The sequence below is a fragment of the Chitinilyticum litopenaei DSM 21440 genome (assembly GCF_000428145.1).
GTDB lineage: Bacteria > Pseudomonadota > Gammaproteobacteria > Burkholderiales > Chitinibacteraceae > Chitinilyticum > Chitinilyticum litopenaei.
Window position 1 is genome coordinate 26,074 of record NZ_ATZJ01000017.1, and the last position, 13,020, is coordinate 39,093.

At 60.8% G+C, this 13,020-nt stretch carries 11 protein-coding genes and 1 tRNA gene; 11 read left to right on the forward strand and 1 reads right to left on the reverse strand.

Annotation, left to right across the window (positions count from 1 at the left end; translation table 11 throughout):
* Positions 1-13 precede the first annotated feature (13 nt).
* From C515_RS0108330 to C515_RS0108380, 11 genes are all read left to right on the forward strand, one after another.
* Positions 14-1,348 carry a sigma-54-dependent transcriptional regulator gene (locus C515_RS0108330; protein ID WP_028455140.1) on the forward strand — a complete coding sequence of 445 codons (1,335 nt, stop codon included), beginning with the start codon at positions 14-16 and terminating at the stop codon, positions 1,346-1,348.
* A gap of 73 nt (positions 1,349-1,421) precedes the next feature.
* A complete protein-coding gene (fliE, locus tag C515_RS0108335; RefSeq protein ID WP_028455141.1) occupies positions 1,422-1,745 on the forward strand; it encodes a flagellar hook-basal body complex protein FliE in 324 nt (107 codons plus the stop codon).
* Positions 1,746-1,826: 81 nt separating this feature from the next.
* Entirely contained in the window at positions 1,827-3,500 is a 1,674-nt protein-coding gene (fliF, locus tag C515_RS0108340) for a flagellar basal-body MS-ring/collar protein FliF (protein ID WP_051304781.1), read from the forward strand.
* Between the two features lie 14 nt (positions 3,501-3,514).
* Positions 3,515-4,522, forward strand: a complete 1,008-nt coding sequence (fliG, locus tag C515_RS0108345; RefSeq protein ID WP_245575007.1) for a flagellar motor switch protein FliG — start codon at positions 3,515-3,517, stop codon at positions 4,520-4,522.
* A gap of 3 nt (positions 4,523-4,525) precedes the next feature.
* Positions 4,526-5,335: a FliH/SctL family protein gene (locus C515_RS0108350; RefSeq protein ID WP_028455144.1), complete on the forward strand. Its 810-nt coding sequence runs from the start codon at positions 4,526-4,528 to the stop codon at positions 5,333-5,335.
* Positions 5,328-6,728 (forward strand): flagellar protein export ATPase FliI, encoded by a 1,401-nt coding sequence (gene fliI, locus C515_RS0108355; protein WP_028455145.1) that lies wholly within the window; start codon positions 5,328-5,330, stop codon positions 6,726-6,728. The genes C515_RS0108350 and fliI overlap by 8 nt, the downstream gene beginning before the upstream one ends.
* A 4-nt stretch (positions 6,729-6,732) precedes the next feature.
* Entirely contained in the window at positions 6,733-7,161 is a 429-nt protein-coding gene (fliJ, locus tag C515_RS0108360; protein ID WP_028455146.1) for a flagellar export protein FliJ, read from the forward strand.
* 81 nt (positions 7,162-7,242) lie between these two features.
* Positions 7,243-7,317: transfer RNA gene (locus C515_RS0108365), tRNA-Arg, on the forward strand.
* Between the two features lie 116 nt (positions 7,318-7,433).
* Complete coding sequence (locus C515_RS0108370; protein WP_028455147.1) at positions 7,434-8,342, forward strand: D-hexose-6-phosphate mutarotase; 909 nt, start codon at positions 7,434-7,436, stop codon at positions 8,340-8,342.
* A 102-nt stretch (positions 8,343-8,444) separates the two neighbouring features.
* Positions 8,445-10,007, forward strand: a complete 1,563-nt coding sequence (gene ubiD / locus C515_RS20300) for a 4-hydroxy-3-polyprenylbenzoate decarboxylase (protein ID WP_051304782.1) — start codon at positions 8,445-8,447, stop codon at positions 10,005-10,007.
* Positions 10,008-10,094: 87 nt separating this feature from the next.
* On the forward strand, positions 10,095-10,949 hold the full coding sequence (locus C515_RS0108380) for a CheR family methyltransferase (RefSeq protein WP_043648764.1): 855 nt from the start codon (positions 10,095-10,097) through the stop codon (positions 10,947-10,949).
* Between the two features lie 99 nt (positions 10,950-11,048).
* On the opposite strand, the gene ettA is transcribed toward C515_RS0108380, so the two are convergent.
* A complete protein-coding gene (ettA, locus tag C515_RS0108385; RefSeq protein WP_028455149.1) occupies positions 11,049-12,716 on the reverse strand; it encodes an energy-dependent translational throttle protein EttA in 1,668 nt (555 codons plus the stop codon).
* Positions 12,717-13,020: the final 304 nt, after the last annotated feature.

Here is a 13,020-nt window from a genome sequence, read left to right on the forward strand (position 1 = left end):
AAAATGCACTTTGATGGCAAAAAGCTTACCCGTACTTGTAGTTGAAGATGATGACGCTTTGCGTGAGGCGCTGGTAGATACCCTGGAGCTCGGCGGTCATGCAGTGCTTGTGGCCGAAGACGGCTCCTCTGCTCTGGCCCTGCTGGCTTGCGAGCGCGTGGGCCTGGTGCTTTCGGATGTGCAGATGCAGCCGATGGATGGCGAGGCGCTCCTTGCCGAAGTCAAGCGTCACTACCCGTGGCTGCCTTTCATTCTGATGACTGCCTACGGCGTCATCGACAAGGCCGTGGCGGCCCTGCATGCCGGCGCCAGCCATTACCTGCCCAAGCCCTTCGATCCGGCTCGCCTCTTGCAGGAGGTAGGCAAGTATGTCTTGCCGGATACTGGCGATGATGAACTGGTTGTGGCCGATCCAGCCATGCAGCAATTGCTCGACATGGGTTTGCGTGTCGCTCATACCGACGCTTCCGTGTTGATCAGTGGCGAATCGGGTACGGGCAAGGAGATGCTTGCCCGATTCATTCATCGGCACAGCCCGCGAGCTGAACATCCTTTTGTGGCGATCAATTGCGCCGCCATTCCCGAGCAACTGCTGGAGTCGACATTGTTCGGGCATGAAAAAGGGGCGTTTACCGGCGCTTCGGGCATGCATCAGGGCAAGTTCGAGCAAGCCCAGGGCGGAACCTTGCTGCTCGACGAAATCACGGAAATGCCACTGGCGCTGCAGGCCAAGTTGCTGCGTGTCTTGCAGGAACGCGAGCTGGAGCGTGTGGGGGGCAGCAAGTCCATCCGGTTGGACATTCGTGTTTTGTCGACGTCGAATCGTGACCTTCAGGCGGAAGTGGCGGCTGGGCGCTTTCGTGAGGATCTGTTCTATCGCTTGAATGTGTTTCCCTTGCTGATTCCGCCCCTGCGCAATCGTCGCGAAGATATCGTGCCGTTGGCACGGGCCTTGCTTTCTAAGCATGGGGGCAAGCAGCAACGTCGTACTCCCGTGCTCAGTCCGGAGGCGACGTCCAGGCTGCTGGCCTATGACTGGCCAGGCAATATCCGTGAGCTGGACAATGTGATTCAGCGTGCGCTGATTCTGGCACCCGGTGACGTCGTCAGGGAGGAGGATGTATTTTTGCCGCAGGCGGCAAAAATTGCCGTATCTTCCTTGCCGCCGGATGAGTCGGATGGCGCAGTGAGTGACATTCGCAGCATGGAAAAACGGCACATACTGGAGACCCTGAAGGCTGCAGGTGGCGTGCGAAAACTTGCCGCCGAGCGGCTGAATATGAGCGAGCGGACCTTGCGTCACAAACTTGCGCAGTATCGTGAAGAAGATGGCTCGCTTCCCGTTTGAGACATGGCGCAGGATTTGCTTGCTGCCAATTGCCTGCGCCCCTACAATTTTGTCCAGAAGGATAGGCTAACAAATGAGTGTGCAAGGTATCGATCAGTTGCTAGGCGAATTGCGCTCGATGAGCTCGGTTGCCGCTGGTCAGCCTGCGTCGCCCGCTGTTGATGCTGCGGATCAACCCGATTTCGGGACCTTGCTCAAACAGTCGATCGATCAGGTCAACCAGGTGCAACAAAGCGCCCAGGCTCAGCAGCAAGCCTTTCAATCTGGAGACCCCGAAGCAAATCTCCAGGATGTGATGGTGTCGTTGCAGAAAGCCAGTCTGAACTTTCAGACGATGGTGCAAGTGCGCAACAAACTTGTCAGTGCCTATCAGGAAATCATGAACATGCAGGTCTGATCCGCCTGCAGGCATTGACTTGGCTAGGGTATGGCAGAAGCGGGTACGGCAGCGCAACAGACAGTAGTGACAGGACTCGGGATGGGCGGCTTCCAGCAGCGCTTTGCCGCCCTGTCCAGCACCCGCAAGCTCATCATCATGGCGGTTCTGGCTGCGCTCATCGCCGCCCTCATAGGAGCCGCACTTTGGTCGCGTGAACCGGCTTACCGCATATTGTTCACCAATATTCCCGACAAGGAAGCCGGTGCAGTGGTGCAATCACTGCAGCAAATGAATATTCCCTACAAGCTTGATGCTGGCGGCATTTCGGTCCCAGCAGACAAGATTTATGACGCCCGCTTGCGCCTGGCGGCAGAAGGTTTGCCAAAGTCGGGGAATGTCGGCTTTGAACTGATCGACAATCAGAAATTCGGTGTTTCGCAGTTTGCCGAGCAAGTCAATTACCAGCGGGCCATCGAAGGAGAGCTCGCGCGCTCGATTGAAACGATTTCTTCCGTGGAAAAAGCCCGTGTTCATCTGGCAATTCCTAAGCAAAGCGTGTTTCTTCGCGACCAGCAAAAGCCCACTGCTTCAGTCATTCTGACCCTGCATACCGGCCGTCTGCTCGATGACGCCCAGGTTGCCGGCATTGTTCATCTGGTTTCCAGTAGCGTTCCCGACCTGATGGTCAAGAATGTGACCGTAGTAGACCAGGACGGCAGCCTGCTTTCCAACAATAACCGCATCAATCAGGCCAATCTGGATCAAAAACAGCTGCAGTATGTCGCCCAGATTGAACGCGGCTATGTGGAGCGGGTGCAGGCGATACTGGCGCCACTGGTCGGCAAGGACAATGTGCGTGCCGAAGTCACGGCCCAGTTGGATTTCTCCGAGGTCGAGCAAACCTCGGAAACCTACAAGCCCAATTCGCCGCCCAATGCTGCCGCCATTCGCAGTCAGCAGACACTCGACCAGCAAGGCCGCAGCAGCGACCCGGGGGCGATGGGTGTGCCTGGGGCCTTGTCGAATCAGCCGCCGGGTGCTGCCGCGGCCCCCATTACCGCGCCCATCGCTTCTGAGGTGGCTGGCGGTATTGAAAGCTCCAGCAATGTTCGACGTGAAGCAACAACCAATTACGAGATTGACAAGACCATTCAGCATGTCAAGCAGCCGGTTGGCTCCATCAAGCGCCTGTCGGCGGCCGTGGTGATCAATTTCAAGCCCGGCAAGGACAAGGATGGCAAGGCTGGCTATGTGCCGTTCACGCCGCAGGAGATGACGCAAATCAACAATCTGGTGCGTGAAGCCATAGGCTACAACCAGACCCGTGGCGATTCGGTCAATGTGGTCAACGCAGCCTTTGCCGACTCGCAGCCGCTGGAAGAGCGTCCACTGGTCGACAAGGCCAGCGATTACCTCAAGACCAACTGGCCGGATGTGCTCAAGCTCTTCCTGCTGGCGGTCGCGGTGCTGTATCTGCTGTTCTTCATCGTCCGGCCGCTGATGAAGGATATTGCCCGCAGTGGCGATGCCGAGGGCAAGCCGCTGCAACTGGATCTGGGTGATGGTCTTGGCGGGCTGACCGTGGAAGAGGCTGTGGCGGGCGAGTCCGGCAAGTCTGGCGAGGAAGATCAGGCCAAGATGGCCGCCTTCGCCGACTTGCTGCAGCAGGCCAAGGAACTGGCCAAGAACGATCCGCGCATGGTGGCGACCATTCTGCGTGAATGGATGAGCGAAGAAGACGGCAAGAATGACAACCCGAACAAGGTTGCCTGAGGCAGGGTAAAGCGATGGCTGCAAATCTGAATGAAGAAGGCGTGCGCCGCGGCGCGCTGCTGCTGATGACCCTGGGTGAAGAGGCTGCCGTGGAAGTCTTCAAGTTCCTGGGGCCCAAGGAAGTGCAGAAGCTCGGCTTTGCGATGGCGAACATGAATAACGTCAAGCGCGAGGAAGTCGATGTCGTGCTGGGCGACTTTGTTTCTGCGACGCAGAACCGCGCCAATCTTGGCGCCGCGGACGAATATATCCGTTCTGTATTGACCAAGGCGCTGGGCAGCGACAAGGCGGCCAACCTGCTCGACCGCATTCTGCAGGGCAACGACAACAATGGCATCGAATCGCTGAAGTGGATGGACTCGGCGGCGGTAGCCGAGCTGATCAAGAACGAGCATCCGCAGATCATTGCCACCATTCTGGTGCATCTGGAGCCCGATCAGTCCTCCGAAGTGCTGTCCAACTTTGTCGAGCGTCTGCGCAACGATGTGCTGTTGCGCATTGCCACGCTGGAGGGGGTGCAGCCCTCCGCCCTGCGCGAGTTGAACGACGTACTGACGCAGTTGCTCTCGGGTTCCGACAAGATCAAGAAAAGTGCTTTTGGCGGCGTGCACATGGCGGCCGACATTCTCAATTTCATGGGGGGCGTGGTCGAGGCCTCGGCGATCGCCAATATCCGCGAGTACGATCCGGAGCTGGCACAGAAGATCCAGGACAAGATGTTCACCTTCGACAACATCATGGATATCGACGACCGCGGCATTCAGCTGCTGCTGCGCGAGGTGCAGTCCGATGCGCTGATCATTGCGATGAAGGGCACCAGCCAGGCCTTGCGCGAGAAAATCTTCAAGAACATGTCCTCGCGTGCCGCAGAAATGCTGCGCGAAGATCTGGAGGCCAAAGGGCCGGTCAAGCTGTCCGAGGTCGAGGCCGAGCAGAAGGAAATCCTCAAGATCGTCCGCCGTCTGGCCGACGAAGGCCAGATCGTGCTGGGCGGCAAGGGCGACGAAGGTCTGGTGGAATAAGCAATGGCGTCCAATCCGCGTCGCGTCATTCCGCGCGAAGAGTTGTCCGGTTTCCAGCGCTGGCAGTTTGGTTCGCTGCTGGATCCTGCGCCGCAGGGCGAGCCTGAGCCACAAGTGGTCGATGAGCCGCCCGTCGAAGTGCCGCCTCAGGGTATTGCTCCGGAGCCCTTTTCTACATTGGTTGAAGAAGACCATACCCCAAATATTGTCGAAGAGCTTCCTGCTGCGCCGCCGCTTCCTTACCCTACTGCGGAGGAAATCGAAGCCATCCAGCAGCAGGCGCATGACGAAGGCTATCAGGCGGGCCTGGCTGCCGGACGTGCCCAGGCCGCCGATGAGCTGGCGCGCCTGCAGCAGCTCTGCAGCCGCCATGCCGAGTGGCTGAGTGCCGCCGAGGCGGAGCTGGCCGAGGAAACACTGGATCTGGCCTTGACCATTGCCCGCCAGGTAGTGCGCGATACCCTGCGCGCCGATCCGGTGGTATTGCTGGCGGGCGTGCGTGAAGTACTGGCCAGCCTGCCGGCCGTGCGTGCGCCGGCGCGCATGCAGCTCAATCCCGCTGATCTGGTGCTGCTGCGGGATGATTTGCTGCTGGAGCTGCCCGAAGACACCTGGCGGCTGGTGCCCGACCCCAGCCTGCCGCCGGGTGGCTGCCGCATCGAAACACCGGCCAGTTCGGTCGATATCAGTCTGTCGCGGCGCTGGCAGGCGCAGTTGCAGGTGCTGCGACGCGAAGATCGTCAGGACCTGGCGCTGGATGCTGCTGATATGTCCCTCCCGCCATCATCTGCTTCCGACCGCGAAGATGACTGAAGCGCTCGCCCAGTGCCGGCAGTATCTGCAGGACTGCAAGGTAGCCTCGGGCTGGATGCGCCCGTGGTTGCCGCAAGGGCGGTTGACGCGTGTTTCCGGTCTGGTGCTCGAAGCAGTGGGTTTGCGCCTGCCGATCGGGACATCCTGTGACGTCATCACCCCCGGCGGGCACCCGGTCGAAGCGGTTGTGGTCGGTTTCAATGAAGACCGGCTGTTCCTCATGCCGATTGCCGAGTTGTATGGAGTCGAGCCCGGTGCGCGGGTCATTCCACATGAAGATGTTGCTGCCTGGCAACCGGAATACGGCGCCAGCCGGCCGATGCAGCGGCGCCAGGAAGACCACGGCCGGCAGATGCCGGTGGGCTGGGGCTTGCTGGGGCGGATTCTTGATGGCCTGGGCCGCCCGCTGGATGGCAAGGGCAGGCTGGATGCCGATGCCTGGCAGCCACTGTTCGCGCGAGCCTACAACCCGATGGACCGCGAGCCGGTCCGCCATGTCATGGACGTCGGTGTGCGCGCCATCAATGCCATGCTGACGGTGGGGCGCGGCCAGCGTCTGGGCCTGTTTGCCGGGTCCGGCGTTGGCAAGTCGGTACTGCTCGGCATGATGGCGCGCTTTACCACCGCCGATGTCGTCGTCGTCGGGCTGATTGGCGAGCGGGGGCGTGAGGTCAAGGATTTCATCGAAAACATTCTGGGCGACGAGGGCTTGCGCCGCTCGGTCGTGGTCGCTGCGCCCGCTGACACGCCGCCGCTCTTGCGCTTGTATGGTGCGGCTTACGCCACCTCAGTTGCCGAATATTTCCGCAATCAGGGCCAGCATGTGCTGCTGATCATGGATTCGCTGACGCGCTATGCCATGGCGCAGCGCGAAATTGCGCTGGCCGTGGGCGAGCCGCCGGCCACCAAGGGATATCCGCCATCCGTGTTCGCCCGTCTGCCGCAGCTCGTCGAGCGTGCCGGCAATGGCCGCGAAGGCAGCGGTTCGATCACGGCCTTTTATACCGTGCTCTCCGAGGGCGACGACCAGCAAGATCCGATTGCCGACAATGCGCGAGCGATTCTGGATGGCCACTTTGTGCTTAGTCGCCAGCTTGCCGAAGCGGGGCACTATCCGGCCATTGATATCGAGGCGTCGATTTCGCGGGTAATGCATGACATCATCAGTCATGAAGAATTCGAGCTGGTGCGCCGCTTCAAGTACCTCTATTCGCGCTACCAGCGCAGCCGCGATCTGATCAGCGTGGGTGCCTATGTTCCCGGTTCGGATGCCGTGCTGGATGATGCCATCCGTCGCCATCCGGCCTTCGAACAGTTTCTGCAGCAATCAATCAACGAACGCGAAGATTATGCCGGCGCTAGAATGAAGCTTGCGCAGTTGTTCACGGCATAAGCTCATGGCCCGCTTCCGTTTTGCCTTTCTGCTCGACCTTGCGCGCGACGAGCGCGAAACGGCCGCCCGCGCCATGCAGGAGGCGCAGGGGCGCTGGCTGACTGCGCAGGGCAAGCTCGATCAGCTTGACCAGTTTCGTACCGAATACCGCGCGCGGCTGGCTGGCCAGAGCCAGGGGGGGATGACGGTGGCGCAATGGCGTGACTACCAGCTGTTTCTGGCCAAGCTGGATGCCGCCTGCGAACAGCAGCAAAAAGAAATCAGCCGCTTGCTGCAGCTCTATGAACAAAGCCGCACGGCCTGGCAGGAGTGCGAGCGCAAGGTGAATGCCTTTGAAACCTTGCAGCTGCGTCATGAGCAAAAGGAATTGCAGCGCGAGGCCAAGTACGAGCAAAAACTGCTGGATGAGTTCAACAGCCGCCGCGAGCGCTGAAGGCAGTGGGCATGCAACGTTGCTGTCGCCTGCTGGTGCGGCATTTGGTACAATCGCCGCGCCACAGCCCTGTGGCACTGCGCCCCTATAGTTAAATGGATATAACAAGCCCCTCCTAAGGGCTAGTTGCAGGTTCGATTCCTGCTGGGGGTGCCAGCCCGGTTTTTCCCGCCTTGCGTTTTTCGCGCCGTCCCGTGTTCATCCGCCCCGATGTTTTGCCGAGCGATTCCCCCATGCATTAGAATGCGCGGTTTGGATTCAAGGAGCGTCTCATGTCCAGCCCGGCTGATCTGACCCAGATTCTGGCTGCCGTCCCCGGTGTGCGCCTGGTCAATTCTGCGGAACTTTACCCGGAGCACGGCAGCGGCTTGCCCTTGCTGCAGATTGCCAATGCGCATGGTCAGGCCGTCGTGGCGCTGCAGGGGGCGCACCTGATCTCCTTTGTGCCCGCCGGTGGCCGCGATCTGCTCTGGCTTGCTCCGCAGGCGCGCTTCAGTCCCGGCAAAGCCATCCGCGGCGGCATTCCGCTGTGCCTGCCATGGTTTGGCGGCCATCCGGACAAGAGTCGCGGCCTGCCGGCGCACGGCTTTGCCCGTACCAGCGACTGGTCGCTCGAAGAGGCGCAGCTGCTGGACGATGGGCGTCACCGCCTGGTGCTGGGCCTGAAAGACACGCTGCTGACCCGCGAAATGTGGCCACACCACTTCCATTTCCGTTTTGCCATCACGGTCGGGCGCGAGCTGGATGTCGAGCTGCTGGCCGAGCATCACGGCCATGTGCCCGTGACGTTTACCGCCGCCCTGCATACCTATTTCGCCGTTCCCGAGGTCGCCGATTGCGTGATCGAGGGGCTGGCGGGATGCGAGCAGATCGACACGCTTGATGGCATCCGCCGCTTGCGCAACGACGGCGATGTGCGCATCAGCAATATGCATGATTCGGTGTATCTGGATGTGCCGGCCGAGCAGCGTATCGTCAGCGCCGCAGGCGTCACCCGCATCGTCAGCAATACCCGCAGCGCCGTGGTGTGGAATCCGGGCACGGCGGCATTGAAAGGGGGCGACATTGGTGCGGCTTATTCCGGCTTTGTCTGCGTCGAGCGTGGTGATGTGTTCGACAATGCCGTGACCCTGAATCCGGGTGGCGTATATCGCGCCAGCATGCAACTCTCTGCGGTTTGATGCGTCATACCCTGGTTGTGCAACTGCGCCAGCAAGGCAGAACCTGAAAGATTGCCCGATAACGCCCGCCTTGTCCGGGCGTTTTCTTCTGGAGATTTGCCGATGAAGTACCACGATTTGCGCGATTTTGTGGCCGGACTCGAACAGCAGGGCGAACTGGTGCGCTTGCGCGAGCCAGTCTCGCCCCGGCTGGAAATGACCGAGCTGTGTGATCGCATCCTGCGTGCGCAAGGTCCGGCGGTGCTGTTTGAAAATGTCCCCGGCTTCAGCATGCCGGTACTGGGCAATCTGTTCGGCACGCCACGCCGGGTGGCGCTGGGTATGGGGGCGCAGGATACTTCGGCGCTGCGCGAGATCGGCAGGACGCTGGCCTATCTGAAGGAGCCCGAACCGCCCAAGGGTTTGAAGGATGCCTGGGACAAGTTGCCGCTGCTCAAGCAGGTGCTTTCCATGGCGCCAAGGGAGGTCCGCAAGGGCGAGGTCCAGCAGAATGTCCGCGAAGGCAGCGACGTCGATCTGGGGACGATCCCGGTGCAGCATTGCTGGCCCGGTGATGTGGCCCCGCTGATCACCTGGGGGCTGGTCGTGACGCGTGGCCCTGGCAAGAAGCGCCAGAACCTCGGCATCTATCGTCAGCAGGTGATCGCCAGCAATCAGGTCATCATGCGCTGGCTGGCGCATCGCGGCGGCGCGCTGGATTTTCGCGAACATGCCGCACAGAATCCGGGTCAGCCATTCCCGATTGCCGTGGTGCTGGGCTGTGATCCTGCCACCATCCTTGGCGCTGTCACGCCGGTGCCGGACACGCTGTCCGAATACCAGTTCGCCGGCCTCCTGCGCGGCAGCAAGACCGCGCTGACCCGCTGCATCGGCAGCGATTTGCAGGTGCCGGCAACGGCGGAAATCGTGCTCGAAGGTGCGATCAAGCCCTGTGAGCCCGGATTCAGCGGCATCTCGGAACACGGAGTGCTGCTCAAGGAGGTCAACGGCTACCTGCATGCGCTGGAAGGCCCGTATGGCGATCACACCGGCTATTACAACGAGCAGGACTGGTTCCCGGTATTCGAGATCGACCGCATCACCCACCGCGACAATCCGGTCTATCACAGCACCTACACCGGCAAGCCGCCCGATGAGCCGGCCATGCTGGGCGTGGCGCTGAACGAGGTGTTCGTGCCCATCCTGCAAAAGCAGTTTCCGGAAATCACCGATTTCTATCTGCCACCGGAGGGCTGCAGCTACCGGATGGCGATTGTGTCGATCAAAAAGCAGTATCCCGGCCATGCCAAGCGCGTGCTGTTCGGCGTGTGGTCCTTCCTGCGCCAGTTCATGTATACGAAATACATCGTCGTCGTCGATGACGACGTCGACACGCGCAGCTGGCAGGAAGTAATCTGGGCGATCACCACACGCATGGACCCGGTACGCGACACGGTGCTGGTGGAAAACACGCCGATCGATTATCTGGATTTTGCCTCGCCGATCAGCGGGCTGGGTGGCAAGATGGGGCTGGATGCGACCAATAAATGGCCCGGTGAAACGCAGCGCGAGTGGGGGACAGTCATTACGCATGATGCGGTGGCGGTGGCGCGCATCGACAGCCTGCTCGCGCAGATCGATGCCAGCCGGCTGGGCCTGGCGGCCCGCGACGGCAAGGCGCAATGATGCGGCGCGCGCGGGGCGGCTGGCCGGCCCGCGTGCTATATCCTAAACATTGCGAAGCGTGCTTCGCGCCTGTTTGCGAGATCCACAATGTTGCCGAACGGCCGTGAATTCCAGTTTACCGAGGCGGATTTCGAGAAAATCCGCAAGATGATCTATGACTATGCCGGCATCGCGCTGGCCACCTCCAAGCAGGACATGGTGTACGGGCGGCTGGCCAAGCGCCTGCGTGCGCTCAACCTGCATACCTTCAACGATTACCTGCGCGTGCTCGAGCGGGGCGACAGCAAGGAATTCGAGCTGTTCACCAATTCGCTGACCACCAACCTCACGTCCTTTTTCCGCGAGGCCCACCATTTTCCGATTCTGGCCGAATTGCTGAAAAGGCAGCGCCTCAACAGCCCCGGTGGCATGAATGTCTGGTGTTCGGCATCGAGCACCGGCGAAGAGCCCTACACGATTGCCATTACCGCCTGCGAGGCCTTTGACACCCTGCGCCCGCCGGTCAAGATTGTCGCCACCGATCTCGATACCAATGTGCTGGAAGTGGGGCGCAACGGCATTTACAACGCCGACGAGGTCAACAAGCTGGGGCCGGCGCGGGTCAGCCGCTTTTTCGACAAGCAGGCCGATGGCAGGACGTATCGGGTCAAGCAGGAGCTGCGCGACATGATCGTGTTTCGCAAGCTCAATCTGATCGAGCCCAACTGGCTGGTGCGCGGACCCTTCGATGCGATCTTCTGCCGCAATGTGATGATCTATTTCGACAAGCCCACGCAGCTGAAAATCCTGCAGCGCTTTGCGCCGCTGCTGAAGTCCGATGGCCTGCTGTTTGTCGGCCATTCGGAAAACCTCTACCATGCCGCCGATTATTTCCGCTTGCAGGGCAAGACGGTGTACGAGCTGGCCAAAGCGCCGGCCAGCCCGGCAGGGCGTGGATTTTAGGTGGGGTATTGCCCTGTAGCCCATTTGCGTAAAGGGCTGCAAGGATATACCCAATAAAAAAGGAAGGCGTTCGCCTTCCTTTTTTATTGCGCGGCGGCCTTAGCGGATGACCGGCTTGTAACGGATGCGCTTGGGCTTGGCGCCTTCTTCACCCAGGCGTTTCTTCTTGTCGGCTTCGTATTCCTGATAGTTGCCGTCGAAGAAGGTCCACTGGCTGTCACCTTCGGCCGCGAGGATGTGCGTGGCGATACGGTCGAGGAACCAGCGGTCGTGCGAGATCACGAATACGGTTCCCGCATATTCCAGCAGTGCGTCTTCCAGCGCGCGCAGGGTTTCCACGTCCAGATCGTTGGACGGTTCATCCAGCAGCAGCACATTGCCGCCCTTCAGCAGCGTCTTGGCCAGGTGCAGACGGCCGCGCTCGCCGCCAGACAGCATGCCGACCTTCTTCTGCTGATCGCCGCCCTTGAAGTTGAAGCGCCCGAGATAGGCGCGGCTGCTCATTTCGAACTTGCCGACGTTGATCATGTCCAGCCCGCCCGACACGTCATCGAACACGGTCTTTTCGTCTTCGAGGCTGTCGCGGTTCTGGTCGACAAAGGCCATCTGCACGGTCGAGCCGATTTCCACTTCACCGGAATCGGGCTGCTCCTTGCCGGCAATCATCTTGAACAGCGTCGACTTGCCGGCACCGTTCGGGCCGATGATGCCGACAATCGCGCCGGCCGGCACGTTGAAGCTCAGATTGTCGATCAGGAGGCGCTCGCCAAAGGCTTTGGAGACGCCCTTGAACTCGATGACCTTGTCGCCCAGGCGCTCGGCAACCGGAATGAAGATTTCCTGGGTTTCGTTGCGTTTCTGGTGCTCGAAGCTCGACAACTCTTCGAACTTGGCCAGCCGCGCCTTCGACTTGGCCTGCCGGCCCTTGGGATTCTGGCGCACCCATTCCAGTTCTTTCTTCAGCGCCTTCTGGCGGGCCGATTCGGTCGATTCTTCCAGTTTCAGGCGTTCCTGCTTCTGGTCCAGCCAGCTGGAGTAGTTGCCCTTCCACGGAATGCCGTGGCCGCGGTCGAGTTCCAGAATCCATTCGGCGGCGTTGTCGAGGAAGTAGCGATCGTGCGTCACGGCGACGACCGTGCCGGGGAAACGCACGAGGAACTGTTCCAGCCACTCGACCGATTCGGCGTCCAGGTGGTTGGTCGGCTCGTCGAGCAGCAGCATGTCGGGCTTGGACAGCAGCAGCTTGCACAGCGCGACGCGGCGTTTTTCACCCCCGGAGAGATTGCCGATGACGGCGTCCCACGGCGGCAGGCGCAGGGCGTCGGCAGCCAGCTCCAGCTGCAGCTCGGTGTTGTCGCCGGCGCCAGTGCTGATGATGGCTTCGAGCTTGGCCTGTTCTTCGGCCAGCGCGTCGAAGTCGGCGCCTTCCTCGGCGTAGGCCGCATAGACTTCCTCGAGGCGCTTTTGCGCGGCCATCACGTCGCCCATGCCGGCTTCGACTTCCTCGCGCACGGTTTTCGCCGGGTCAAGCTTGGGTTCCTGCTCCAGATAGCCGATCTTCACGCCGGCCAGGTGCTGGACTTCGCCGTCGTATTCCTTGTCCGCGCCGGCCATGATGCGCAGTACGGTGGACTTGCCCGCACCATTGAGGCCCAGGAGGCCGATCTTGGCGCCGGGGAAGAAGGAGAGGGAAATATCCTTGATGATCTGGCGCTTGGGCGGAACGATCTTGCTCACGCGCAGCATGGACATCACATATTGGGCCATGAAACTTGCCTTGCTTGGTAGTTGAAAACGCTGACGCGATTTTAACAGGCTGCGGCAAAAGACGCTGTGCGCAGATGGCTTCCTGTCTGGACACCGGAAGGGCAAGGTGAGGCGGTCGGAATGGCTGGCTCGGACGTGCTCCGCCGCGCGCCAATTCGGTCAGCCTGCCTTGCTGGTTCGGGCTGGGGGCGATTCCCGTTTTGCTGCGACGCGTTCGGGGCGTTCGCCAGGTCTGCCCGGCTTGTTCGTTCGGTGTGCCGCCGGCCATGGCATGGGCGGCATGGCGCCGCATGTTCTTCTCAGG